The 24,415-nt window shown below is 63.5% G+C and carries 27 protein-coding genes, 1 tRNA gene and 1 riboswitch; of the genes, 14 read left to right on the top strand and 14 right to left on the bottom strand.

The genetic code is table 11. The features are described from left to right. The first annotated feature begins 329 nt into the window (after window positions 1–329). Window positions 330–743 carry a DUF2794 domain-containing protein gene (locus tag PLAV_RS07085; protein ID WP_012110292.1) on the top strand — a complete coding sequence of 138 codons (414 nt, stop codon included), beginning with the start codon at window positions 330–332 and terminating at the stop codon, window positions 741–743. 57 nt (window positions 744–800) lie between these two features. Here the strand turns inward: PLAV_RS07085 and PLAV_RS07080 are convergent, their stop codons facing one another. The 3 genes from PLAV_RS07080 to PLAV_RS07070 all read right to left on the bottom strand — a co-directional run bounded on the left by PLAV_RS07080 (window position 801) and on the right by PLAV_RS07070 (window position 5,238). After that, window positions 801–1,559, bottom strand: a complete 759-nt coding sequence (locus tag PLAV_RS07080; protein ID WP_012110291.1) for a Bax inhibitor-1/YccA family protein — start codon at window positions 1,557–1,559, stop codon at window positions 801–803. A 171-nt stretch (window positions 1,560–1,730) separates the two neighbouring features. Then, a complete protein-coding gene (locus PLAV_RS07075) occupies window positions 1,731–4,298 on the bottom strand; it encodes an ABC transporter permease (RefSeq protein WP_245545240.1) in 2,568 nt (855 codons plus the stop codon). A 247-nt stretch (window positions 4,299–4,545) separates the two neighbouring features. Then, on the bottom strand, window positions 4,546–5,238 hold the full coding sequence (locus tag PLAV_RS07070) for an ABC transporter ATP-binding protein (RefSeq protein ID WP_012110288.1): 693 nt from the start codon (window positions 5,236–5,238) through the stop codon (window positions 4,546–4,548). Between the two features lie 51 nt (window positions 5,239–5,289). Here PLAV_RS07070 and PLAV_RS07065 point away from each other — a divergent pair, with 51 nt between their 5' ends. The 3 genes from PLAV_RS07065 (at window position 5,290) to thpR (ending at window position 8,022) form a co-directional block, all read left to right on the top strand. Then, a complete protein-coding gene (locus PLAV_RS07065; protein WP_012110287.1) occupies window positions 5,290–5,970 on the top strand; it encodes an arylesterase in 681 nt (226 codons plus the stop codon). A gap of 212 nt (window positions 5,971–6,182) precedes the next feature. Beyond that, entirely contained in the window at window positions 6,183–7,223 is a 1,041-nt protein-coding gene (locus tag PLAV_RS07060) for an aldo/keto reductase (RefSeq protein ID WP_012110286.1), read from the top strand. Window positions 7,224–7,470: 247 nt separating this feature from the next. Further along, window positions 7,471–8,022: an RNA 2',3'-cyclic phosphodiesterase gene (thpR, locus tag PLAV_RS07055; RefSeq protein WP_012110285.1), complete on the top strand. Its 552-nt coding sequence runs from the start codon at window positions 7,471–7,473 to the stop codon at window positions 8,020–8,022. A gap of 217 nt (window positions 8,023–8,239) precedes the next feature. On the opposite strand, the gene PLAV_RS07050 is transcribed toward thpR, so the two are convergent. Further along, window positions 8,240–8,647, bottom strand: coding sequence for a metallopeptidase family protein (locus tag PLAV_RS07050; protein WP_012110284.1), 408 nt, complete (start codon window positions 8,645–8,647; stop codon window positions 8,240–8,242). Between the two features lie 71 nt (window positions 8,648–8,718). Between PLAV_RS07050 and PLAV_RS07045 the strand changes: the two genes are divergently transcribed. Beyond that, on the top strand, window positions 8,719–9,033 hold the full coding sequence (locus PLAV_RS07045) for a 4a-hydroxytetrahydrobiopterin dehydratase (RefSeq protein ID WP_012110283.1): 315 nt from the start codon (window positions 8,719–8,721) through the stop codon (window positions 9,031–9,033). A 76-nt stretch (window positions 9,034–9,109) separates the two neighbouring features. Here PLAV_RS07045 and PLAV_RS07040 read toward each other — a convergent pair whose 3' ends face one another. Further along, complete coding sequence (locus PLAV_RS07040) at window positions 9,110–9,892, bottom strand: SDR family NAD(P)-dependent oxidoreductase (RefSeq protein ID WP_012110282.1); 783 nt, start codon at window positions 9,890–9,892, stop codon at window positions 9,110–9,112. Between the two features lie 260 nt (window positions 9,893–10,152). Between PLAV_RS07040 and PLAV_RS07035 the strand changes: the two genes are divergently transcribed. Together PLAV_RS07035 and PLAV_RS07030 are read left to right on the top strand one after the other, a co-directional pair. After that, a complete protein-coding gene (locus tag PLAV_RS07035; RefSeq protein ID WP_012110281.1) occupies window positions 10,153–10,572 on the top strand; it encodes a YkvA family protein in 420 nt (139 codons plus the stop codon). A gap of 24 nt (window positions 10,573–10,596) precedes the next feature. Then, entirely contained in the window at window positions 10,597–11,208 is a 612-nt protein-coding gene (locus tag PLAV_RS07030; RefSeq protein ID WP_012110280.1) for a pyridoxamine 5'-phosphate oxidase family protein, read from the top strand. On the opposite strand, the gene PLAV_RS07025 is transcribed toward PLAV_RS07030, so the two are convergent. From PLAV_RS07025 to PLAV_RS07015, 3 genes are all read right to left on the bottom strand, one after another. Continuing rightward, on the bottom strand, window positions 11,172–12,398 hold the full coding sequence (locus tag PLAV_RS07025) for a serine hydrolase domain-containing protein (protein WP_012110279.1): 1,227 nt from the start codon (window positions 12,396–12,398) through the stop codon (window positions 11,172–11,174). The two genes, PLAV_RS07030 and PLAV_RS07025, sit on opposite strands and share 37 nt — an antisense overlap. Before the next feature lie 80 nt (window positions 12,399–12,478). After that, window positions 12,479–13,201 (bottom strand): GDSL-type esterase/lipase family protein, encoded by a 723-nt coding sequence (locus PLAV_RS07020; RefSeq protein ID WP_012110278.1) that lies wholly within the window; start codon window positions 13,199–13,201, stop codon window positions 12,479–12,481. Between the two features lie 170 nt (window positions 13,202–13,371). Next, window positions 13,372–14,376, bottom strand: a complete 1,005-nt coding sequence (locus tag PLAV_RS07015) for an NADPH:quinone oxidoreductase family protein (protein ID WP_012110277.1) — start codon at window positions 14,374–14,376, stop codon at window positions 13,372–13,374. 287 nt (window positions 14,377–14,663) lie between these two features. Here PLAV_RS07015 and PLAV_RS07010 point away from each other — a divergent pair, with 287 nt between their 5' ends. From PLAV_RS07010 to PLAV_RS07000, 3 genes are all read left to right on the top strand, one after another. Further along, window positions 14,664–15,227, top strand: a complete 564-nt coding sequence (locus PLAV_RS07010) for an invasion associated locus B family protein (RefSeq protein WP_041536453.1) — start codon at window positions 14,664–14,666, stop codon at window positions 15,225–15,227. Window positions 15,228–15,370: 143 nt separating this feature from the next. Beyond that, on the top strand, window positions 15,371–16,570 hold the full coding sequence (rlmN, locus tag PLAV_RS07005; protein ID WP_012110275.1) for a dual-specificity RNA methyltransferase RlmN: 1,200 nt from the start codon (window positions 15,371–15,373) through the stop codon (window positions 16,568–16,570). Window positions 16,571–16,607: 37 nt separating this feature from the next. Further along, a complete protein-coding gene (locus PLAV_RS07000) occupies window positions 16,608–16,934 on the top strand; it encodes an antibiotic biosynthesis monooxygenase (RefSeq protein ID WP_012110274.1) in 327 nt (108 codons plus the stop codon). 1 nt (window position 16,935) lies between these two features. On the opposite strand, the gene PLAV_RS06995 is transcribed toward PLAV_RS07000, so the two are convergent. Continuing rightward, a complete protein-coding gene (locus PLAV_RS06995; RefSeq protein WP_012110273.1) occupies window positions 16,936–17,523 on the bottom strand; it encodes a 2-hydroxychromene-2-carboxylate isomerase in 588 nt (195 codons plus the stop codon). Between the two features lie 181 nt (window positions 17,524–17,704). On the opposite strand from PLAV_RS06995, the gene PLAV_RS06990 reads away from it, so the two are divergent. Both PLAV_RS06990 and ppa read left to right on the top strand, forming a co-directional pair. Beyond that, on the top strand, window positions 17,705–18,937 hold the full coding sequence (locus PLAV_RS06990) for an argininosuccinate synthase (RefSeq protein ID WP_012110272.1): 1,233 nt from the start codon (window positions 17,705–17,707) through the stop codon (window positions 18,935–18,937). Further along, complete coding sequence (gene ppa / locus PLAV_RS06985; RefSeq protein ID WP_012110271.1) at window positions 18,938–19,468, top strand: inorganic diphosphatase; 531 nt, start codon at window positions 18,938–18,940, stop codon at window positions 19,466–19,468. A 7-nt stretch (window positions 19,469–19,475) separates the two neighbouring features. On the opposite strand, the gene PLAV_RS06980 is transcribed toward ppa, so the two are convergent. Continuing rightward, window positions 19,476–20,957 carry a serine hydrolase domain-containing protein gene (locus tag PLAV_RS06980; RefSeq protein ID WP_168713179.1) on the bottom strand — a complete coding sequence of 494 codons (1,482 nt, stop codon included), beginning with the start codon at window positions 20,955–20,957 and terminating at the stop codon, window positions 19,476–19,478. A 193-nt stretch (window positions 20,958–21,150) separates the two neighbouring features. Between PLAV_RS06980 and PLAV_RS06975 the strand changes: the two genes are divergently transcribed. After that, window positions 21,151–21,408, top strand: coding sequence for a YjhX family toxin (locus PLAV_RS06975; protein WP_012110269.1), 258 nt, complete (start codon window positions 21,151–21,153; stop codon window positions 21,406–21,408). A 21-nt stretch (window positions 21,409–21,429) separates the two neighbouring features. Here the strand turns inward: PLAV_RS06975 and PLAV_RS06970 are convergent, their stop codons facing one another. The 4 genes from PLAV_RS06970 to PLAV_RS06955 form a co-directional block, all read right to left on the bottom strand. After that, on the bottom strand, window positions 21,430–22,446 hold the full coding sequence (locus PLAV_RS06970; RefSeq protein WP_012110268.1) for an aldo/keto reductase: 1,017 nt from the start codon (window positions 22,444–22,446) through the stop codon (window positions 21,430–21,432). A gap of 6 nt (window positions 22,447–22,452) precedes the next feature. Further along, window positions 22,453–23,349, bottom strand: coding sequence for a bifunctional methylenetetrahydrofolate dehydrogenase/methenyltetrahydrofolate cyclohydrolase FolD (gene folD / locus PLAV_RS06965; protein WP_012110267.1), 897 nt, complete (start codon window positions 23,347–23,349; stop codon window positions 22,453–22,455). 20 nt (window positions 23,350–23,369) lie between these two features. Next, a riboswitch (ZMP/ZTP riboswitch) is annotated at window positions 23,370–23,453 on the bottom strand. 47 nt (window positions 23,454–23,500) lie between these two features. Continuing rightward, the gene (locus PLAV_RS06960) at window positions 23,501–23,827 is read right to left on the bottom strand and encodes a DUF167 family protein (protein ID WP_012110266.1); all 327 of its coding nucleotides are present in this window, start codon (window positions 23,825–23,827) and stop codon (window positions 23,501–23,503) included. A gap of 8 nt (window positions 23,828–23,835) precedes the next feature. Next, on the bottom strand, window positions 23,836–24,138 hold the full coding sequence (locus tag PLAV_RS06955; RefSeq protein ID WP_012110265.1) for a YggT family protein: 303 nt from the start codon (window positions 24,136–24,138) through the stop codon (window positions 23,836–23,838). A 192-nt stretch (window positions 24,139–24,330) separates the two neighbouring features. Here PLAV_RS06955 and PLAV_RS06950 point away from each other — a divergent pair. Beyond that, window positions 24,331–24,406, top strand: a tRNA-Ala gene (locus tag PLAV_RS06950). Window positions 24,407–24,415: the final 9 nt, after the last annotated feature.

The raw sequence follows: 24,415 nt of genomic DNA, 5'->3' as shown, positions 1-24,415 counted from the left end.
GCTCATTTAGAGATGTTGTCCTCGACCCCGGGGGGATGGGGTTGGCCCGGCTCCCCCAATCTATCCCGGTGGGGCTGGGGGGCTGATGAAACCGGAACGTCGCAAGGAACCGGGCCAGTGAGGCAACGATGCAAAGATGGAGGTCCAGTGTGGCTGGCGAAGGGCTGAAAAAAGGCAATATTGTGGTTTTAGAAAAAAGCTCGATCTCTTCGAAAATGGCGGAAAGACTGGAGATCGTAACAATCTGATGACGCTGGCAGGCACCCTGTGCCATGCTTTCCGTGAGGGCCGGAGTGTGCCGGCTCATATAGAAGGGAGATCGCCGCCGCATGTCCGACAGCGCCGATTACGGTTCCCGCGCCGGTGAGGCTCCCTCCCGCCTCAGCCTCGTTCCCACGGACCGAAAGACCGATACGGCGGCGCAGAAGCGGCAGCGGGAGCCGGAGGTCTTTTTCAATCGCAGCGAACTCGACGCCATTCTCTCCGTCTACGGTCAAAAAGTGGCCGATGGCGAGTGGCGCGACTATGCGATGGGCGGCTTCAAGGATGTCGCGGTTTTCTCGGTATTCAGGCGGACCAGCGAGATGCCGCTTTACCGCATCGAAAAACGGCCGAAGCTCGCGCGCAAGCAGGGCGCCTACAGCATCGTCGCGGCGACGGGGCTGGTGCTGAAGCGCGGCCATGAGTTGCGGCAGGTGCTGAAGATTTTCGAGAAGCGCGCGCTACGGCTCATCGACGCCTGACAGCGAAAAGCCCCGGTGTTTCCACCGGGGCTTTGTTTTCTGGCTTGCCGCAGCCCGTCAGCTGCGCTGGCTGCCCATGAACTGCAGCAGGAACATGAACATGTTGATGAAGTCGAGATAGAGCGAGAGAGCGCCCATCACGGCTTTCTTGCCTGCGGCGGCGACGCTGTCGCCTTCGTAGTACATGCCCTTGATGCGCTGCGTGTCATAGGCGGTGAGGCCCGCGAAGATCAGCACGCCGAGCACCGAGATCGCGAATTGCAGCGCCGAGCTCGCGAGGAAAATGTTCACAACCATCGCGATGATGATGCCGATCAGACCCATGAACAGGAACGAACCCATCCCGGTCAGATCGCGTTTTGTCGTGTAGCCGTAAAGGCTTAGAGAACCGAACGCCGCCGCCGTCACGAAGAAGGTCGTGGTGATGCTCTCGCCCGTGAAGACGAGGAAAATGCTCGAAAGCGAAAGGCCCATCACACCCGCGAAAGCCCAGAAGAGAAGCTGGGTGGCGCTGAGGCTGAGGCGCTGGATGCCGAAGCTGAGCACCATGACGAAAGCGAGCGGCGCCAGCATCACGACCCATTTGAGAGGGCTCGCGTACAGCGTTTCGCCGAGGGATGTGAGGACCGGACCGCCTGCGGTTTCCTGCACGGCGGCCGTATAGGCGAAGTAGGCGACAAGCCCGGTGAGAGCGAGCGCACCCGCCATGTAGTTGTAAACACGGAGCATATAGCTCCGAAGGCCTTCGTCGACCGCCATATTGGCGCGCGCGCCGAGGCGGGACTGATGAAGCCGTTCCTGTTCGTAGTTCGCCATAAATCTGCACCCTCCTGAGTGTGCTTGCACGTATATTGGCCGATGCCTGTGCAATTTCAAGCAAAACCGGACCGGTCACAAATCGTTGAAAAGCCCCGACTGTCATCGAACTGTCACGAAACCGTCACACGGCGCGAAGCCCCTCCCCCGAAAAGAAATAATCCCCGCTTTTCAGTCCGCCCGCAGGACCGAGGCCGAGGGCACGGAGAGCGCCCGCCAGGTGCCGAGGAGCCCCAGCGCGACGGTGACGAGGGTCGCCCCGAGAACCGTGAGGGCGACGGTGCCCGGAAGGAAGCGCCAGGGCATCTCCATGACCATGGTGACGACCACGTAAGCGGCACTTGTCCCCGCCAGGCCCGCGATGAGGGCGGTGGCAAAACCAAGCGCCGCATATTCGCGGACATAGATGCCGAGTATGCGGCCGCGCGTGGCGCCGAGGACCTTGAGGATGACGGCATCGCGGACGCGCGAGCGGAAGCCTGCCGCCATGGCGCCGGCAAGGACGAGAATGCCGGCGGCGAGCGTGACGCCGCCTGTCGCGCGGACGGCCATGGCGAAATTCTCGAGAAGCGAGTTCACCGCCTCCAGCGCCTCGCGGACGCGGACGGAGGTGATGCTTGGAAACTGCGCCGTGACCTCGCGCTCCAGCGCCTCTTCGGCGGCGGGCCCGCCTTCCATGTCGACGGTGGCGAGCACGGTATGGGGCGCCGAGGACAACATGCCCGGCGAGAAGACGAGAACGAAATTGATACCGAGGCTCGACCAGTCGATCTCGCGCGTATTGGCGAGCGTCGCGGATATTTCGCGGCCGAGCACATTGACGGTGATCGTGTCGCCGATATCGACGCCGAAGCCCTGCGCCAGTTCCTCGCTGAAGGAGACGAGCGGCGGGCCCGCATAATCCTCCGCCCACCACGAGCCGCGCACCAGCTTCGACCCGTCAGGCATTTCGGCGGCATAGGTGAGGCCGCGATCGCCGCGCAGCGCCCATTGCGCTTCCGAGGCGACGGTAAGCTGTTCCGAGGGCACGCCGTTCACCGCGGCGATCCGCCCACGAAGCATCGGCACGCGGTTGAAAGCCGTGACGCCTTCCGTGCCTGTCACCAGCGCCTCAAGCCCGTCGACCTGATCCGGCTGGATGTCGACAAAGAAGAAGGCGGGCGCGCGGTCCGGCAGCTCGCCGGAAATTTCGCCGGTGAGATTGCCGTTGATGAGGGAGATGGTGACGAGAAGCGTGAGGCCGAGACCGAGCGACAGCACGACGGCTGGCGTCGGCGCGCCGGGGCGGTGGATATTGGCCAGCGCGAGACGAAGCTCCGCCGAACGCACCCGCGGGCTGCGCGCCGCCAGCGCCATGATGCCGTTCGCCGCGCCCCAGAGAAGTATGAAGACGCCCGCGGCGGCGGCAACGAAATAAAGCGCGAAGAGACGTTCTTCCGCGAGCGCGACCGCGAGCCCGGCAAGCGCCAGAAGCGCGCCCGCCGTCGCCGCGACATAGAAGGGATGCGGGAAGCGGCGCGCCGGCGCGATGAGATCGCGGAAGAGGCTGGTGGCCGGCACTTCGCGCGCACGCGCCAGCGGCCAGATCGCAAAGGCAAGCGCGGTCAGCACGCCATAGGCGGCGGCAAGCAGCAGCGGCCCCCAGTAAAGCCCGAGATCGGCGGGAATGGGGATCATGTCGCCCGCCACCGCCTCGACGATGAAGGGCGCCGCACCGCCAATGACAAGACCGATGAGAATGCCGACAGCGGCAAGCGCCATCACCTGCATGAGATAGAGGCGGAAGATGAGCGGCCCCGGCGCGCCGAGACATTTGAAGGTGGCAATGACGGTGCGCTTGCCGTCGAGATAGGACTTCACCGCATTGGCGACGCCGACGCCGCCGACGACAAGCGCGGTGAGACCGACAAGCGAAAGAAAAAGCGCCACGCGCTCGACGAAGCGGCGCACGCCGGGCGCGCTGTCGCTGCGGTCCTGCACGCGCCAGCCGGCATCCGGGAACCGCTCATTGAGCGTTTCGACCCAGGCGGCGATATCGGCGGGGCTGCGCGCGTTATCCGGCAGGCGCACACGGTAATGATAATTGACGAGGCTGCCCGGCTGCACGAGGCCGGTGGAGGGAAGGGCTTCCTCCGCGATCATCGCGCGGGGGCCGAGCGCGAAACCATCCGACACGCGGTCCGGCTCGCGCGCAATCGCGGCGCGAAGCTCGAACTCGGCATCGCCGATGCGCACGAGATCTCCGGGCTCGACATTGAGCCGCGTCAGGAGGTTCGGTTCGACGATGAGACCGGGGCGGCCGTCGCGGATCGCGAGCGCGTCCGCGACCGGCATTTCCGGCGACAATTCCATCTCGCCGTAAAGGGGATAGACGCCGTCGACGGCCTTCAACTCGACCAGCGTCTGGCTGCGTGCGGCTGCTTCATCGGCGCTGCGCGCCATCGCCCGCATTTCGGCGGAAACGGAAACGCGGTTTCCCTCTTCGATGAAGGCGCGCTCTTCCGGCGTTGCGTGACGATGCATCAGGCGGATCGAGATATCGCCGCCGAGAATCTCCTGGCCGCCTTCGGCGAGACCGCGCGTCAGCGCCGCCGAGACCGAGCCGACGCCCGCAATGGCTGCGACGCCAAGCGCGAGACAGGCGATGAAAACGCGAAAGCCCTTGAGCCCGCCACGCAGCTCACGCCGGGCGAGACGCGCGGCCAGCGCGAATGAGGCTTCACCGGATTTCATGCGCATGCCGCCCATATCGCCTCGCCGTCCCCTGTCCTGCCACTGTCATTGCCGGGCTTGACCCGGCAATCCAGAAGGCGCGGCAGCGCCGTCTCTCTTCGCGAGGATTCGGTGCTTGCCACAGAAGATGCTTTTTCGAAGCGAGACGCCGCCTTGCGGCGGCTTCTGGACCCCCGGGTCAAGCCCGGGGGTGACAAGTGTGGGTAGTAAGGCACGCGCATTCCAATTTTGCCTGCAAACAAACCATCGACCATCACGCCGCCGCTCCCGCTTCAATGCTTTCGACCAGTCCGTCGCGCAGGCGGATGACGCGGTCGCAGCGGGCGGCGAGTTCTTCGTCATGGGTGATGAGGACGAGCGTCGTTCCCTTGCGCGTATGAAGATCGAACATGAGTTCGATGATCTCGTGTCCCGTCGCCTGATCGAGATTGCCGGTCGGCTCGTCCGCCAGAAGGATTTCCGGATCGCCCGCGACCGCGCGCGCCAGCGCCACGCGCTGCTGTTCGCCGCCCGACAATTGACCCGGATAATGTGTGAGCCTGTGGCCGAGGCCGACAAGGCGAAGCTCTTCCTCCGCGCGCGCGAAAGCATCCTGCCGGCCCGCGAACTCAAGCGGGATCGCGACATTCTCGAGCGCCGTCATGGTGGGGATGAGGTGGAAGGACTGGAAGACGATGCCTATATGATTGCGGCGGAAGCGCGCCAGCGCATCCTCGCCAAGGCCTGTGAGATCTTCCCCTGCCGCGACGATGCGGCCCTCGCTTGGACGCTCGAGCCCCGCAAGCACCATGAGAAGGGTGGATTTGCCGGAGCCGGACGGCCCGACGAGACCGGCGGCTTCGCCCGCGCCGATGGCGAGGTCGATGCCGCGGAGGATGTTGACCGGCCCGGCCGCGCTCGGCAGGGTGAGCTTGACGCTGGCAAGTTCGATTATGTTTTGAGGCAAAACGCTCGGGCCTTCGCGAAATGGGGCTGAACGGAAAGAGGCAGGTATATTATGCGATATGGCCTTCCGGCCCCCTTTTGCAAGCTCTTCGCGAGCCTGGCCTTTGTGCTGGTGCTTGTCTCCGCGCCCGTTGCGCAGGCCTCGGAGAAGGCGCCCATCACCATCGTTGCGCTGGGCGATAGCCTGACAGCAGGCTATCTGCTGGGTCCGGACGAAGGTTTTGCCGAAAGGCTGGACCGGGCGCTGAAGGAAGCCGGTCACGAGAATGTGAATGTATCGAACGCAGGCGTTTCCGGCGACACGACATCGGGCGGCCTTGCGCGGCTCGACTGGGCGGTGGGCCCGGAGGCGGATGCGGTGATCGTCGAACTGGGCGCGAACGACGCGCTGCGCGGGCTCGACCCCGCCCTTGCGCGCGACAACCTTGCCGAGATCGTGGCGCGGCTGAAGGAACGCGGCCTGCCCATCCTGCTTGCCGGCATGCTGGCGCCGCCCAATCTCGGCAGCGACTATGGCGCCGAGTTCAACCCGATCTATCCCGAGCTTGCGGAGAAGGAAGACCTGATCCTCTATCCCTTCTTTCTCGACGGCGTGGCCGGCGACCGCAGGCTCAACCTCAGCGACGGCATCCACCCGACGGCGGAAGGCATCGAGATCATCGTGGAGCGGATCATGCCGAAAGTGGAAGAGCTGATCGCGCGGGTGGAGGAGGAGCGGCGCGCGGGGGAGTGAGGGAAGAGCGAGCTTCGATTCAAACCGCTTGTGGCGCTTCCTCTTTTCTCTTTTCGTCATGACCCGGCTTGTCCGGGTCATCCACGTCTTGGCGGCACACACGGAAGAAAGACGTGGATGGCCCGAATAAATCGGGCCATGACGGGTTCTGGTTAAACCGGCGCCACATTGGCTATAAAGCCGGGACGCAATTCGAAAACGGGGGACACTTCATGGAATATCGCGAACTCGGCCGCACCGGCGTCAAGGTGAGCTCGATCTGCCTTGGCACCATGACATGGGGCCAGCAGAACACGGAGGCAGAAGGCCATGAGCAGATGGATTATGCGCTTGGCCAGGGCGTGAATTTTTTCGATACGTCGGAAATGTATGCCGTGCCGCCGAAGCCGGAGACGCAAGGGGCAACCGAGAAGATCATCGGCAGCTGGTTCAAGGCGCGCAAGAACCGCGACAAGGTGATCCTCGCGACGAAAGTGGCGGGGCGGAGCCCGATGAACTGGCTGCGCGATGACGGTGCTGGCACCGAGCAGAGCCCGGCGCAGATCCGCGAGGCGGTGGAGAAGAGCCTGAGACGTCTGCAGACGGATTATATCGATCTTTACCAGCTTCACTGGCCGGACCGGCCGATCAATCTTTTCGGCGGGCTCGGCTACAAGCATATCGAGGGCGCAAGCCACCCTATCGGCGAAATTCTCGAAACGCTGCAGGAGATCGTGAAATCCGGCAAGGTGCGCTTCATCGGCCTTTCGAACGAAACGCCCTGGGGCACCATGACCTTTCTGCATCATGCGAAGACCAAGGGCCTGCCGCGCGTGCAGTCGATCCAGAATGCCTACAACCTGCTGAACCGCACCTTCGAGCTCGGCGGATCGGAAATCGCGCATCGCGACGGCGTCGGCCTTCTCGCCTATTCGCCGCTGGCGCAGGGCTATCTCACCGGCAAATACCAGAATGGCGCGCTGCCCGAAGGATCGCGGAAAGCCCTGTTCAACCGGCTGCAACGCTATGAATCGCCGATGACCGACAAGGCGATAGAGGGCTATCTCGCCGTGGCGAAGAAGCACGGGCTCGACCCCTCGCAGATGGCGAACCAGTTTGCGACGACACGGCCTTTCGTGACCTCGAACATCATCGGCGCGACGACGATGGAGCAATTGAGGCTCGCGGTGACGAGCGTCGATGTGAAGTGGACGGAAGAGCTGGAGAAGGACATCGAGGCGGTGCATCTCTCGCAGCCGAACCCGGCGCCTTGAACGGCGGCTGAGCTGCCGCTGCACGATGATCGTTCTCTTCACCTCCCCCTTGCGGGGAGGTCGGAAAATCCGAAGGATTTTACGGGTGGGGGCAGGAGCCTCGCAGGAACCTCAGGCGCTGCTCTTTTCTTTTTCCCCGCGCCCCCCACCCGAGAAATCCGCGCCGCGAATTTCTCGACCTCCCCGCAAGGGGGAGGTAAGAAGAAACGAGACTTCAGTCCAACAGCGGCCACCTGCGAACGACAACATGATCCGCCTGTTCACAGCACTGGAAATTCCTGACGAGGCGGCGGAGAAGCTCATGCGGCTGCAGCAGGGGCTTGACGGTGCGCGCTGGATCGAGCGGCCGGATTTTCACATCACGCTGCGTTTCATGGGCGATGTGCCGGAGAATGTCGCCGCCGATATTGACGAGGCGCTGGCGGAGATTCCGATGGAGCCTTTCGAGGTGGAGCTGGAAGGCGTCGGCGAATTCGGCGGCAAGCGGCCGCATACGCTCTGGGCGGGCGTGAAAATGTCGGAGCCTCTGCGCGTGCTGCAGGGGCGGCACGAAAGCGCGATGCGGCGCGTGGGCCTCAAGCCCGAAACGCGGAACTACACGCCGCATGTCACCATCGCGCGGCTGTCGCATGTGAGCACCGACGAAGCCTATCGCTTCATCGAGGCGAACAACCTCTTCGCCGCGCCCCGCTTCGAGGTGGAGCAGTTCACTCTCTTCTCCGCGAAGGCGAGCACGGGCGGCGGGCCTTACGTCGTCAAGACGCGCTATCCGGATTTCGGCTGGGTGGAGGAAGAGTAGCGGCTGGTATTGCAACGGCTGTGTGCTCTCTCCCCACCCTCCCCTTGGGGGAGGGTCGAAATATGCGAGCGGCAGCGAAGCAGATTTCGGGGCGGGGTCGCGGCACTGCTGCAATGAACGCGAGCGATTTTATTCTCGGAGAGTCAGCGCCCCCGCCCCAAACGGCTTGCAGCCGTTTGACCCTCCCCCCAGGGGAGGGTGGCAGGAAGAGTTCGGCTTACTCCAGTCCCGCCGCTTCCTCTATCGCGTGCATGTCGTCGTCGGAGAGGCCCATATGGTGGCCGATCTCGTGGATCAGCACATGCGCGATGAGGCCTTCGAGGGGCTCGTCATATTCCGCCCAGTAATCGAGCATGGGGCGGCGATAGAGAAAGACCATGTCCGGCATATGCGCCGGCTCCATCACCGAGCGGTCGACATGGGAGATGCCCTGATAGAGGCCGAGGAGATCGAACGGGCTTTCGAGCTCCATTTCGGCGGCGACTTCATCATCCGGGAAATCCTCGACGCGGATGATGAGCCCTTCGCAGCGCGCGCGGAAGGCTTCCGGCAGGCGCTGGAAAGCCTCGTCCGCCAATCGTTCGAAATCCGCCAGCGAGGGCGCGCGTACGCCGTTCCAGTCCATTTTTTCCTCATGTCTCTTGCGCGCAGACCATAAGCGCGCGAGGCTCGGGCCGCAAATTCATGGAGGCGACGATGAGCGGAAAACTGACCGGTAAAGCACGCGAAAAGGCGCTGGCGGGACTGAAGGGCTGGAGCAAGGTGAAGGGCCGCGACGCCATCGAGAAGACATTCAAGTTCAAGGATTTCAACGAGGCCTTCGGCTTCATGACGCGCGTGGCGCTGGTGGCCGAAAAGATGGACCATCATCCCGAGTGGGCGAATGTCTATAACCGCCTCGATGTCGTGCTGACGACGCATGACGCGGACGGGCTGAGCGACAAGGATGTGACACTCGCGACGCTGATGGACAAATGGGCGGGCAAGGCCGGGAAGACCACGAAGAAATAAGGAAAAAATAGAGCCAAACAAAAAGCCCCGGTGTTTCCACCGGGGCTTCGTTTTTTCCAAATTATTGGAAAAGGGCTTAGCGCGGCGCCATGCGGATCGCGCCGTCGAGGCGGACGGTTTCGCCGTTGAAGTAGCCGTTGCGGATCATTTCGCAGGCGAGCGAGGCGTACTCGTCCGGGTTGCCGAGGCGGGACGGGTAAGGCACCTGGGCGCCGAGCGCCTGGCGAACCTTTTCCGGCGCACCGGCAAGGAGCGGCGTGTCGAAGATGCCGGGCAGGATCGTGTTGACGCGGATGCCTTCGCGGCTGAGATCGCGCGCGATGGGAAGCGTCATGCCGACGACGCCGGCCTTGGAAGCGGAGTAGGCGGCCTGGCCGATCTGGCCGTCCTGCGCGGCGACGGAGCCGGTGTTCACGATCGCGCCGCGATCGCCATCCTCGAGCGGATCGAGCGTCAGCATGCCGGCCGCCGACTTCGCGATGCAGCGGAAGGTGCCGACAAGGTTGATCTGGATGATGAGGTTGAACTTGTCGAGCGGGAAGTGTTCCGGCTTGCCGGTTTCCTTGTTGCGCGACGCGGTCTTGACCGCATTGCCGGTGCCGGCGCAGTTCACGAGGATGCGCTCCTGGCCGATGGCGGCGCGGACCTTCTCGAAGCCCGCATCGACGCTCGCTTCGTCGGTGACGTTCACTTTCGCGAAGACGCCGCCGAGTTCCTTCGCCAGCGCCTCGCCCTTGTCTTCCTGGAGATCGAAAATGCCGATCTTCACGCCCTGCTTGGCGAGCGCGCGCGCCGTCGCCGCGCCGAGGCCGGAGGCGCCGCCGGTGATGATGGCGCTGATGCTGCTGTCGAGTTTCATGCGGTTCGTCCCTTCTCTGCATGGATCCTTGCACGCGGATCCAGCGTTTTCTGCGGATGCGGGACGCCTTCGGGGCCCCGATTGGCGCCGATTTAACAAATTCGGACGGCAAAGCGCGAGCCAAAAATCATTGGCGGACAGGCTATTTGCGTGAGCCGGGGATTTACGTAACGTCCGCCTCGCCTTGCAACAGGGCCGCAAGAGCCCCATCTTGCTTGCGGGATCGACAGGGCGGGCAACGAAGGACGGAACCAGGGCCGATGTCCTCTTCTCACGGAAATCCGGGTGCGGAAAGCGCGGAAACCGAGCTTCGGGACCCGAAATATCAATTGCCCGCCGTGATGGCGCGCAACGAGGAAACCGTGCGCGAGGGCTTCTGGAAGAAGATGACACGCGTCGCCGGAAAAATTCCCTTCGCGGAGGAAGCGGCCGCCGCCTGGTATTGCGCGCGCGACCCCGAAACGCCGACACGCGTGAAGGCGACGCTGCTGGCGGCGCTCGCCTATTTCGTCATGCCTGTCGACCTCATCCCCGATTTCGTCGCCGTGTTCGGCTTCACGGACGATGCGACCGTGCTGATGGCGGCGCTGGGGCTCGTCTCCAGCCACATGAAGCCGCGCCACCGGAAAGCCGCCCGCCAGGCGCTCGGACTGCCGCCCGCCGAAGAAGAGAAGAACTGACGCTGTCCTTCCACGGAGAGCATCATGAAAAGCTTTGCGAGCGACGTCGCCTTCACGCCGACGGTGAAGGCACTGCAGGAAAAGCGCGGCAGCCGCAGCCATTATGAGGACAGGGATTTCCGCGACAGCATCGACGCGGATATCGCTGCCTTCATCGCCGAGCGCAACTCCTTCTATCTTGCGACGGCGAATGCGGAAGGCCAGCCCTATATCCAGCATCGCGGCGGGCCGAAGGGCTTCCTGCGGGTGCTCGACGAGAAGACGCTCGCCTTTGCCGACTACACCGGCAACCACCAGTACATCACCAGCGGCAACCTCGCCGACAATGACCGCGCCTATATTTTCCTGATGGACTACGCGACGCGGGCGCGCGTGAAAATCTGGGGACACGCCTCGGTGAGCGACGACAAGGCGGTGATTGCATCGCTGATGCCCGAGGGCTACCGGGCCCGGCCGCTGCAGGCGATCATCTTCCGCGTCACCGCGCTCCACACCAATTGCGCGAGCCACATCCCGCAGAAATTCGACGCGGAGGACGTCCAGGGCGCGCTTGCGCATCTACAGGCGAAAGTCGACGCCCTGGAAGCCGAACTGGCCGCCTACAAGGCCCAGACGCCCGACGCGTTGGAGCGGTAGCCGAGCGAGGTATAGGCGGCATCGACCAGCGCCTGGCCGCGATCATTGAGCAGGATGCCGGAGCCCATGCGGTTCATGTTGTAGCCGAAGCTCATGGCGCAGGCGGGATCGGCAAAGCCGAGCGAGCCGCCCATGCCGACATGGCCGAAAGCGGCCTCGCCCATGATGCAGCTTGAATTCGGCTCGTTCGGCAGATCGCGGTTGTCCATCGACTTCATGAAACCGAGCGCGAAACGCGACGGGATGAGGAGCGTCGCGTCTTCATGCGTCGCCATTGCGACACGGCCCATGCGGGCGAGCGCGTCCTTGCCGACAAGCTTGCCGCCGCCATTGGCGAGCGGTGCATACATGCCCGCGAGGCCGCGGCCATTCGTGATGCCGTTCGCCGAGCCGATCTCCGCCTCATGGCATTCGCGCGAATTGAAATTCGCATTGCCGCCATTGAGCAGGAAGAGATGCGCCGGGCTCGAAGGATCGGTCATCAGCGCCTGCGTGAATTTCGAATTCGCCGCCGCCGGGTCCGGCTCAGCGAAAATCATCGGCGCGACGCGCGGTTCGATCTCTTCCGGCAGTCCGATCCAGAAATCGAGGCCGAGCGGCTTTGCGATTTCATCGGCGAAGAAGCGGCCGAGGCGCTTGCCCGAAGCGCGGTGAACGAGCTCTCCGACCGTCCAGGCGAAGGTAACGCCGTGATAGCCGTTGCGGACGCCCGGCTTCCAGAAGGGCTCTTCATCCTCGAGCAGTTTCAGCATGTAGTTGTAGTCGTAATAGGCGCCGTCTTTCAGCTTGGTGCGGAGATGCGGCTGACCGGCCGAATGATCGAGCATCATCGAGACGGTGGTATCTTCCTTGCCGTTCTTCGCATATTCCGGCCAGTAATCGCCGACCTTCGCGCCGAGATCGAGCTTGCCCTTGTCGGCCAGCATATGCGCGCAGATGGCGGTCGCACCCTTGGTGCAGGAAAAGACGATGGAGACGGTGTCCTTGTCCCAGGCCTCGCCTTCCGGCGCCTTCTTGCCGCCCCATATGTCGACAATTGTTTTGCCTTCGAGCGTGATCGCGACATTGGCGCCGACTTCGCCGCGCGTTTCGCAATTCTCGATGAAGGCATCGACCACGGGCTTGAACTTCGCGTCGTAGGTGCCCTCGACCTTGCCGGCTTTTGTGTCTCTCGAAAGCGTCTCCGCCATCTGCCGTCTCCCCTTTGCTTTTATTCAGACTTTTATGAAACGTAACATGGCGAAGGCGAACGGTGCCTGCAAATCATGCCTTACCGGCTCGACCGCAAGCCGCCATAGCCCGCTTCGATCAGCGCCGGCTTGATCGCCTCCGCGAGAACCCTGTAGCCCTGCTCATTGAGCGTGAGCCCGTCCCAGCGATACAGGTCGTCGCGAATATTGCCTTTGGCATCAAGCATCTTCGCCGTCACGTCGAGAAAATACATGCCGCGCTGGCCGGCGACGTAATCCGCGATCAGCGCATTGGCGCGCTGCGCGCCGTACCAGCGCTCGTCGCGCGCGGGCGAGGGACGCAGCGAAATGAAATAGATCGGCGCGTCCTCGCCCTCGGCGCGGAGCGAAAGAACTAGCGTGCGGAAATCGTCGAGAACATCTTCCGGCCGCCGCCCGCGCACATCGGCGAGGTCCGCATCGCCCGCCATGATGAGAATGGCGCGCGGCCGGTAGGGCAGAATGATGCGTGAGCGATAGTGATTGATATGCGGGATCTGCGCACCGCCGAAGCCGCGCTGGATGACGGGCACGGGCGCCATGTCTTCCTGCAGCGACGGCCAGAGCCTGAGATCGCGGCCGCCGACAAAGAGCACGGCATCGGAAGGCGGCGGATTGGAAACGTCGCGCCGCTCGAAGGCGGCGATTTCGCCTTCCCAGTATTTCGGATCGCCCGATGCGAGCAGCACATAGATGAGGAAGCCGAAAAGCACCAGAACGGCAAAGCCGAACATCGCGCCCAGCGCCACCAGCCCGCGCCTCATTTATGCGACCCGGAAAAAAAAGATGTCATCCCGGGATTTATTCCCGGGACCCATTGGCCTCTCGATTTGCGGAAGCGTGGATTGGGTCCCGGCAACGAGTGCCGGGATGACATCTTTGGGTTTGGCAAGGCGCTGAACCTCTCCTTGAGCATCGCAACCTGTCTTCGCGTTTACCGCGACGGCACGATGACGATCTTGCCTTTGACCTTGCGGGCAGCCATATCGTTCAGCGCCTGCGCGGCTTCCTCGAATTTGTAAGTGCGCGAGACATGCGGGCGCAGCTTGCCCGCCTTGAACCATGACATCAGCTCCTTCAGGTTTTCCTGATGGCGCTTCGGCTCGCGGCCGGTGAAGGCGCCCCAGAAAACGCCGACGATCTGGCAACCCTTCAGGAGCGCAAGATTGAGCGGGATTTTCGGGATCGGGCCGGCGGCGAAGCCGACCACGAGGAAGCGGCCTTCCCAGTTGGTGGCACGGAGCGCCGGTTCCGAATAGTCGCCGCCGACCGGATCGTAGACGACATCGGCACCATTGCCGCCCGTCAGTTCCTTGATCTTGTCGGTGAGCGCCTTCTGCGCATCCTTGTCGAGCGCGCCTGTCGGATAGAGGAGCGTCTCGTCCGCGCCATGCTCTTTGCAGACGGCGAGCTTTTCTTCCGAGGAGGCGGCCGCGATGACGCGGGCCCCCATCGCCTTGCCGAGCTCGACGGCGGCGAGGCCGACGCCGCCCGCGGCACCGAGCACGAGCAGCGTCTCGCCCGGCTTCAGGTTCGCCCGGTCCTTCAGCGCGTGATGCGATGTGCCATAGGTCATGAGGAAGGCGGACGCCGTCACGTAATCCATTTCGTCGGGGATCGGCGTGACGCGGGCCTGGTCGAGCGCGATCTCTTCCGCGAAGCCGCCCCAGCCGCACGAGCCGATGACGCGGTCGCCGACCTTCACCTTGTCGACACCCTCGCCGACCTTGACCACGATGCCCGACACCTCGCCACCCGGCGAGAAGGGCAGCGGCGGCTTGAACTGGTATTTGTTCTCGATGATGAGGACGTCGGGGAAATTGACCGCTGCGGCATGAACCTCAAGCAGCACTTCGCCCTTCTTTGGCTCGGGCGTCGGCACCTCTTCGATGACGAGGCTCTCGGGGGGCCCGTATTCCTTGCACAGAACAGCTTTCATGATCCTTCTCCCTCATTTGCCGTTATTCGGAAATATCGCTGCCTCTCCCTTAGCACGAGCGCCTGTGTATTCGCCAGATTGACGCAGGTCCGCGCGCTTCTGCCTTGGTTCCGCCACATGAATCGGGGATTTTCCCCGGGAATCCCGCCTGGCCCGCTGGCCGGAAAATGCGGCGCTTTTCCGTGCCGCATCTGGAAATCGCCCTCCGGGACGGTTAAGGTCAGCCGCAGATTCCCCGAGGGTCAGTCCCCCGAACAGCCCTATCCGGAGCATACGAGTTGGAGATCATGCCGAGACGCCCGCTTCACGCCAAAGCCCTCACAACCGCCATTGCCGCGCTGGCCCTTACATTCGGGATTGCCGGCCTTGCCGCGACCGCGAGCGCGCAGGACGCCCCCAAATTGCTCGGCAAATATGACGACTGGTCGGCCTATAGCTACGGCTCGGGCGACCAGCGCATGTGCTATGCGATGTCGACGCCGACAAAGATGCTGCCGGCGGGTGCCAACCGGGGCGATGTCTACTTCATGGTGACGCACCGCCCGGCGCGGAACACCAAGAACGAAATCAGCATGCGCGTCGGCTATGCCTTCAAATCGACCAGCCGGCCCTTTGCGACCATCGGCAATGACCGCTTCCAGATGTTCAATGGCGTGAAGGAAGGCGGCGAGCACCAGTATTGGGCCTGGCTCGAGAACCCCTCGGAAGAGGGCAAGATGGTGCAGGCGCTGAAGGCCGGCAGCTCAATGGAGATCAAAGGCACCTCGGCCCGCGACACGCTGACCACCGACACCTATTCGCTGAGGGGCTCCAGCGCCGCCTTGAAGAAGATCGACGACACCTGCAAATAGGCGTCAAGACCTCCAAAAACCGCCGAAATCCTGCCGATTGGCGAGGATCGCGCACTATATGATATGAGAAGCGGGCTTTGAGCCGCCTTGCCGCAGGGCAAGGGCGGCGAAAGCCGTTTGAGCGACCCGAACGAGACCGGACCATGGCGAGCATCGACATTGCGCATGAGAGGAAGACAGCCGCGACAGCGGGCGCTTCCGCGCGGCCGCATCTTGCCGGGCTGACACGCCCGCTGCTCATGGACGCGCTGAAGGCGTTCGGCCTGCCGGACAACCAGCTTCGCATGCGCGCCGGGCAGATCTGGAACGGGCTTTACAATCGCGGCTTCACCGATTTCGAGCGCATGACGACGCTGTCGAAGGAACTGCGCGGCAAGCTGGCGGACGCCTTCGACATTTCGCGGCTCGAAATCGTGACCGAACAGAAATCTGTGGACGGCACGCGGAAATGGCTGCTGCGGCTGCCGAGCGGCATTCCCGGTGTGCCGGGCCCGGAAGTCGAGACGGTCTATATTCCGGAAGAAGGACGCGGCACGCTTTGCGTCTCCTCGCAGGTCGGCTGCACGCTCACCTGCACCTTCTGCCACACCGGCACGCAGAAGCTGGTGCGCAATCTCACCGCCGGAGAAATCGTCGGGCAGATACTCCTTGCGCGCGACGCGCTGGGCGAATGGCCGGATGGCGGGCGCAATTCCGAAGACCGCCTCATCACCAATATCGTGATGATGGGCATGGGGGAGCCGCTCTACAATTTCGAGAATGTGCGCGACGCGCTGGAAGTCGTTTCCGACGGCGAGGGATTGTCGCTGTCGAAGCGGCGCATCACGCTGTCGACATCGGGTGTTGTGCCGATGATCGAACGCGCGGGCGAGGAAATCGGCTGCATGCTCGCGATCTCGCTTCACGCCGTGGACGACGAGACGCGCAACAGACTGGTGCCGCTCAACAAGAAATATCCGATTGCCGAATTGCTGGAAGCCTGCCGGAATTATCCCGGCGTCTCCAACGCGCGGCGCATCACATTCGAGTATGTGATGCTGAAAGGCGTGAACGATTCGCTGGAAGACGCGAAGGCGCTGGTGCGGCTGTTGAAGCACATTCCGGCGAAGATCAACCTGATCCCCTTCAATCCCTGGCCGGGCTCGCCTTACGAATGTTCCGACTGGGAACAGATCGAGAAATTCGCCGACGTCGTCAATCGCGCCGGCTATGCAAGCCCTGTGCGCACGCCGCGCGGCCGCGACATCATGGCGGCCTGCGGACAATTGAAAAGCGAGACGGTGAAGGCGCGCGCGAGCGAGCGGTTCAAGGGCGAGAAGGCGGCGGCGCAACCGATCGCCTGATGGCGCGTTTCCATCCGCACATCGGGAGAACCCATAAATGAAAGCCGCCATCTATCGCTGGAAGGTCGCGCCCGGAGACGAGGAATACTTCGCGCGGCGCTGGCACGAAATCACCGACGACATCATGCGCGATCATGGCGGCGGCGGCTCGCGGCTGCACCGCGCGGAAAATGGCGACTTCGTCGCCTATGCGCGCTGGCCCTCGAAAGAGGCACGCGACAAGGCCTTCGCCGATTATTCGAAGGACCCGAGCCGCACCATTCCGCAGCGCGAGGGCAAGGCCGAACTCGTCGAGGAAATCTGGCTCGACATCACGGACGATTTGCTGATCCCGGAAGCGGACCTGCCGGATAGGTTTCGCTGATCTATCGCTTCGCCCAGGCGAAGGCTTCTTCCATCCGGTCGTTGCCCCAGAAGAGTTCATCGCCGACGATGAAGGACGGCGCGCCGAAAATGCCCTTGGCGACCGCTTCCTCGTTCTGCGCGCGCAGCTTGTCCTTCGCGGCCTGCTCGTTTGCGGCTTCGACGAGCGAGGCCGCGTCGAGATCGAGGGAGGTGAGGATCGCACTCAGCACCGCCCGGTCGGAAATGTCTTTTCCCTCGGCGAAATTCGCGAGATAGACGCGGCGCGAGAATTCCGGCATCCAGTCCTCATCCGTGCCGAGAACGGCGAGCCGCGCGGCGCGGAGCCCGTTCTGCGGAAAGATCGCCGGCTTTTCGAGCGTGAGCCCTTCCGCCTCGCAGATGCGCGCCATGTCGCGCCACATGTAGCGGCCCTTGGCGGGATAGATGTTGAAGGGGCTGTCGTTCCAGCCCTGCGCGCCGAAAATCGGCCCGAGCAGGAAGGGCCGCCAGACGAGCTCGACCCCGGCCGCCCCGGCCTCGCGCGCGGCGCGCATCGCCGCCGGATAGGAATAGGTGCTCGCGAACTCGTACCAGAACTCGACTTTCATGGGACATCCCCTGCCATTATGCGGCTCGCAGGATGCCGCAAGCGGGCGAGGCTGGCGAGAGCCATTCAAACCCTTTCCACGCAAGCTCTTTTGCAGCTTTTCCGCCGCCGGGGGAGCCACCCTTGCCGCCTTGGCCGAATTCCCTATTATGCGCCGCGAAATCCACCCGGAAGGTGAAACGATGAGCGGCGCGACAAAAGACGTGAAGAAGGTGGTTCTGGCCTATTCGGGCGGGCTCGACACCTCGGTCATCCTGAAATGGCTGCAGGAAACCTATGGCTGCGAGGTGGTGACCTTCACCGCCGATCTGGGCCAGGGCGAGGAGCTGGAGCCGGCGCGCAAGAAGGCCGAGATGCTCGGCGTGAAGGAAATCTACATCGAGGATCTGCGCGAGGAATTCGTGCGCGACTTCGTCTTCCCGATGTTTCGCGCCAATGCCGTCTATGAAGGCGTCTACCTGCTCGGCACATCTATCGCCCGGCCGCTGATCGCCAAGCGCCAGATCGAGATCGCGAGGCAGACCGGCGCCGACGCGGTCTGCCACGGCTCGACCGGCAAGGGCAACGACCAGGTCCGCTTCGAACTCGGCTATGCGGCGCTGAACCCGGAAATCAAGATCATCGCGCCCTGGCGCGAATGGGACCTGACCTCGCGCACGAAGCTCATCGAATTCGCCGAGAAGCACCAGATCCCGATCGCCAAGGACAAGCGCGGCGAGGCGCCCTTCTCGGTCGACGCGAACCTGCTGCACATATCGGCCGAAGGCAAAGTGCTGGAAGACCCGGCAGACGAAGCGCCGGAATATGTCTATAGCCGCAGCGTGCGGCCCGAGGATGCGCCCGACACGCCGACCTATGTCGAGGTCGGCTTCGAGAAGGGCGACGCGGTTTCCATCGACGGCGTGAAGATGAGCCCGGCGACGCTGCTGACGAAGCTCAACGAGCTGGGCGGCGCAAACGGCATCGGCCGCCTCGACCTCGTGGAGAACCGCTTCGTCGGCATGAAATCGCGCGGCGTCTACGAGACGCCGGGCGGCACCGTGCTGCTCGTCGCGCACCGCGCCATGGAGAGCATCACGCTGGACCGCGGCGCCGCGCATCTGAAGGACGAGCTGATGCCGCGCTATGCGGAGCTCATCTATAACGGCTTCTGGTGGAGCCCGGAGCGCGAAATGCTGCAGGCGCTGATCGACAAGAGCCAGGAAATGGTGACAGGCAGCGTGCGCCTCAAGCTCTACAAGGGCATGGCAACCGTTGTCGGCCGCTCCTCGCCTTATTCGCTTTACTCAATGGCGCATGTGACTTTCGAGGAAGATGCCGGCGCCTACGACCAGAAGGACGCGGCAGGCTTCATCCGCCTCAATGCGCTCCGCCTCCGTCTTCTCGCGGCCCGCAACAACAGGACCAAAAAGTAAATGCGTATCGACGCCATTCCGATCGGCAAGAACCCGCCCGACGACATCAACGTGATCGTCGAGGTGCCGCATGGCGGCCATCCGGTAAAATACGAACTCGACAAGGAATCCGGCACGCTCTTCGTCGACCGCTTCATGCATACGGCGATGCAGTATCCCTGCAATTACGGCTTCGTGCCGCACACGCTGTCCGACGATGGCGACCCGGTGGACGTGCTGGTCGTGAGCCGCATTCCGGTGGTGCCCGGCGCCGTCATCCGCTCGCGCCCCATCGGCGTGCTGATGATGCATGATGAGGCGGGACAGGACGAAAAAATTCTCGCCGTGCCGGTCGAGAAGCTCAATCCCTATTACAAGAACGTCCAGAACTACACGGACATGCCGGACATCCTGATCAAACGCATCAGCCACTTCTTCGAGCACTACAAGGATCTCGAAGACGGCAAATGGGTGAAGATCGACGGCTGGAAAGACGCGGATGTTGCGCGCGAACTGATCCTGAAGGCGATCGAGGCGGGGAAGAAGGCTTAAGCCGCCCTCACGGCCGCCGCCAGGGCTCTTCCGCGCCGAGCACGTGACCGGCGATTTCCTGCACCAGCTGTTCGCCGCTATCGGCATTGGCAAGGACGACGACACCTACGCGGCGCGTGGGGTCGATCACCATGAGGCCTTGCGAACCGATATAGGAACTGTTCTGCCAGAGAGTGAGGCCATCCTGGTTTTCACGCGTACCGAAGCCGAGGCCCCAGCCTGAAATCGCGCCCGGCCTTCTCTTTATCTCGATCCGCTCCTCGATCATCCTGTCACGCCATTCTTCGCCGACAATGGCACCATCGAGAAAGCCGGAGATAAAGAGGCCGAGATCGTGCGCGCTGGAGCGGAGCGACAGGGCGGCATTGAAATCGTCGCCGTCGCGCGCGGGTGCCGGAACCTGCCAGGGCATGAAGAACAGGCTGACGGCGAAGACCAGACCGAGAATGAAGGGGCTGACAGGCAGGCGGCGGCCGAGGCCGCGCGAGACGATGCCGTCATGCCGGCCCTGCTCGAAGATGAAGCGCAGATAATGAAGCGCCGCCGCAGCGCCCGCGACCGCGGCAAGCCATGCAACAAAATAGCCGGCACAGAAAAGCAGCGTCCAGCCACCGCGAAACAGATAAAGCGACAGGCAGGGGACAAGAAGCGCAAGAAAAGCCGCCGGCAAAAGATCCAGCGGCTCCAGCTTCAGCCGGCGAAGCCAGAGCCTTGCGACAACCAGAGTGACGAGCCCGAGCACCAGAAAGGTGACGAGCATCGGCACGGCGAAGGCGGCAATCGGCACCCAGAGCGCGTGATGGCCGCGCGCGACAGAACCGACGATTTCCTCGGGCACGACATAACCCGAAGACGACATGCCGAGCGGCCGGAAAATGCGGACGCGCATTAGCCGGTCGAAGGGAAGCCCCTCCACTTGCGCCATGACATGCGCCAGATACATGAAGCCGACGCCGGAATAGGCGAAACGCTCCCCCGGCTCCGACCCGACGGAGCGCGAACCGAGGCGCACAAGATCGTTCAGGCCCGAGGTGTGGTTGAGGACATGGCGAAGCGTGATCTTGCCGCGCGCATCCTCATCGCGGAGCCATTGCGTCTTGAGCGAGCGGGCAAGCGGCACATCGAGAAAAAGCTTCTGCTCGCGCGCGAGCAGCATCGCGCCATAGGCTTCGACCGGCAGACCGAGCGCGCCGACCTCGAACAGCGTGTTCTCGCTGACGGGCTGGTCGCCATCGATATCGGCGACGCCATAGCCTTTTTCAAAGACGATCCTGCCATCCTCGACGACGGCCAGCGCGAGACCCGGCACGTCGAGTTCCTTCATCCTCCTGGCGATGAAATAATCGAGCGCCTCGATCATTTCGCCCCGAGGCCATTCCACCATGCCCGTTTCGACATCGCTTTGCTGCGCCCGTGCGGTGTGCGGCGCGAGCCACACGCCCAGCAAAAGAAGAAGACCCAGCATGAAACCCGATTGACGCAATGGCATCCCCTTGCCTAAGGATAGAACACCACGCCAACAGGAGCGTTGATGTCTGTGTCCGGAGAAAAGCGCGGCCGCTGAGAGGGAATGACCCTTTCGGCCGGGCCGTTTGAAAAGGCGAAGCCTCGCCTGCGCAGCGCGCTTGCCTGCGTGGGCCCTGGCTTTCGCCTCGCCTTGGCTTTTCTCCAGGACTCTATCCATGAATATCTCGAAGTTCGAGCAGCGGACGCTTCATGCGCTCGCGCGCGGCGGCCTCATTCGCGTCGAAAAGGACGACAAGGGAAAAATTCACACCGCAACCTGCGTGACGCGCGAGGGCTGGCTGCTGGCCGATTGCACGGTGGCGACTTTCCGCCGGCTGCGCAAACGCCGCCTGATCGCGTCCAAGGACGGCAGCCCCTATCGCATCACGCGCGAAGGGCTTCACGCCGTGCGGGCACAACTCGACAACAGGTGACGAAGCGGCGGCGAGGCGCATCTACAGCATGTCCTCGCCGTCGATCGGCATGCGCGGGATCTGGAAGTTGAGACGGAGCGCATCTATCCGCTTCACCATTTCCGCGTCCAGCGGCCCGCGCGCTTCGGCATCGAGAATGGCGGTGAGTTCCGCGCGGTTCTTGACGCCGAGCACCAGCGTATCGACGCCGGGCATGGCGAGCGCATAGCGATGCGCGACGATGGCAGGGTCTTCGCCAAGCTCGCGGCAAAGCGCACGAAAGGGCGCGGCCTTCGCGTAATCTTTCGCTTCCGGATCGCCGGGCGGCAGCTCCCGGTCGATGGCGGCAGTGAGCGCCCCCGCCTGCACGGCACGAATGCCCATGACGCCGACATCATTGTTCTTCGCGGTGCGGATGATGTTGCGCGGCTCGGCAGGCTCTTCGTAACGGCGCATGCCGCCGGGCGAATCGAGAAGGTTCGTCACCGCCTGCACGGCATCGGGCTTCGGCTCACTGCGGAGCACATCCATGATGCTGCGCGGCAGGCCGGTGCCTGTGATGCCCCAGGCGCCGATGAGCCCCCTCGCCTTCAGCTTCTCGAAGACCGGAACGACTTCGTCCATGAAAGCGGAGACAGGCACCGCACCATAAGCGGCATAGTCCCTGTCCCGCTCATACTCATAATCGTCCGGGCAGATATTGGAATGGAGGAAGAAGATGTCTGCCTGTTCGCGCTTCATCGTTTCGAGGCTGCGCAGGAGCGACTTTTCAAGCCGGCTTTCGATATCGCCGACATGCCGTCCGCCCACCATGCATTTCGCGGTGACACGGACGCCTTCAGGCCAGCCGCCGCCAAAAGCCTCGCCCGCGACGCTCTCCGCCTCGCCGCGTCCATAGAGCGGCGCGAGATCGATAAGCGTGATGCCGCGTTCGACGGCCAGCCGAAGCGTGGCGATGGCTTCTTCCCGCGTCGTCTCGCCCCAGACGCGGCCGAGCCCGCCGCCACCCAATGTCAGCGCGCTTACCGGCCAGAGATTTCCAAGTTTGCGCGTTTCCATGAGACCTCAAAAATCCTGCGGCAAGGCAATGCCGTTCTGACGGCAGGCGGCGATGACCGTGTTACGAAGCAGGCAGGCCACCGTCATCAGGCCGACGCCGCCCGGCACCGGCGTGATCGCGCCCGCGACTTCCGCCGCCTCGTCGAAAAGGACGTCACCCACAAGGCGCGTCTTGCCCTCGCCTTTTTCCGGCGCGGGCACGCGGTTGATACCGACATCGATGACCACGGCGCCGGGCTTCACCCAGTCGCCCCGCACCATGCCGGGGCGGCCGACCGCGGCGACGAGAATATCCGCCTGCCGCGCAATCGACGGCAGGTCGCGCGAGCGGCTATGCGCGATGGTGACGGTGCAGTTTTCCTTCAGCAGCAATTGCGCGACAGGTTTGCCGACAAGGTTGGAGCGGCCGATGATGACGGCATGCTTGCCGGAGAGATCGCCGCCTGCGCGCTTCGCCATGATGACGCAGCCTTCGGGCGTCGCCGGCACCATGGCGGGAAGACCGCTGGCGAGACGGCCGGCATTGAGCGGATGAAGACCGTCGGCGTCCTTCACCGGATCGATCGCATCGATCACCGCCTGCTGGCTGATGTGATTGGGGACGGGAAACTGCACGAGGAAACCGTGAACGGCGGGATCGGCATTGAGCTCGCGCACCTTGGCGAGAACGTCCGCCTCGCTTGTTTCGGCGGGCAGCTTGAATTCGAAGGAGTTCATGCCCGCTTCCGTGGTCGCGATGCCCTTGTTGCGGACATAGACCTCGCTTGCGGGATCGTTGCCGACGAGAACGACGGCGAGGCCGGGCGTGAGGCTATGGTCTTTTTTCAGGCGTGCGACTTCGACGGCGACGCGGGCGCGCAGCTCCGTCGCGATGATCTTGCCGTCGATGATGGTTGCAGTCATGCGGGCACCTCGGTGTCTGGAAAGGGTGCCCAGGCGAGCGGCGCGATTGCCTCGCGCTCCACGGTGGTTGGCTCCACCCCTTCTCGCCAGTCACGCAAGGCAGCGGCACTATAGTAAAGACCGGCGCGCAAAGACAAGGCCGCGATCCGGTTCATCCTGGCGTCTTTTCGAGATGGGCGAGCCAGTCCCCGAGATCGGCCATCAGCCGCTCCGTGTCGCCCGAGATCGTGACCGATTTTGTGCGGCCGGCCTCGCCCGATGCGACGGCGAACGCGGAACGGGGAAGACGGAGCGCCCTGGCCAGGAGCTTCAGCACCGCATCGTTCGCCTTGCCCTTTTCGGCCACCGCCGAGACGCGGACACGCAGGAAAGGCTCACCCGAGGCATCCGCCGCCAGCCCGTCGATCCTGTCCGCGCCGCCCCGCGGGGTGACGCGCAGGCGGAGCGAGACCCCGCCGGAAACGGGCCGCAGCGGCAAGGAAGGCCTCAGTAGCGGCTGAGACCGAGCCACATGGGCACGTCATAGGTGAGGAGGTTCTGGATGAAGAAAAGCAGCAAAAGCAGGATCACCGGCGAAATGTCGATGCCGCCCAGATTGGGCAGCACGTTGCGGATCGGCCGGAGCACCGGCTCCGTCAGGCGGTTGATCGTATCGACCACCAGATAGACGAAGCGGTTATGCGTATTGATGACGTTGAAGGCGATCAGCCAGCTCAGCACCACGCCGATGATGATGACCCAGATATAGATCGAGATCAGGGAGACGATGAGGTTCAGAAGGGCAATCATGGGGGCTCGCCGGTTGCTGGTTTTGTGACTGGGCGGCTGATGTCCGGACCCGGACCATCCAGATGTAACCGGGCGGGGGGCCGGGTTCAAGGACGGGTTTCCGCCTTACCGCCGGGGCCCGACGCTTCTCTTGACACCTTGGCCGCCGCCGCCTAATAAGCGGCCTCCGGCGCGTTTCACGCGCAGGGCTCCGGGGCCGTAGCTCAGTTGGGAGAGCGCCTCGTTCGCAATGAGGAGGTCAGCGGTTCGATCCCGCTCGGCTCCACCATTTCCGGAG

This window comes from Parvibaculum lavamentivorans DS-1, assembly GCF_000017565.1.
In the GTDB taxonomy this organism is placed as follows: Bacteria; Pseudomonadota; Alphaproteobacteria; order Parvibaculales; family Parvibaculaceae; genus Parvibaculum; species Parvibaculum lavamentivorans.
The sequence above is the reverse complement of the archived record's forward strand: the minus strand, read 5'-3'. Positions and strand labels throughout refer to the sequence as shown.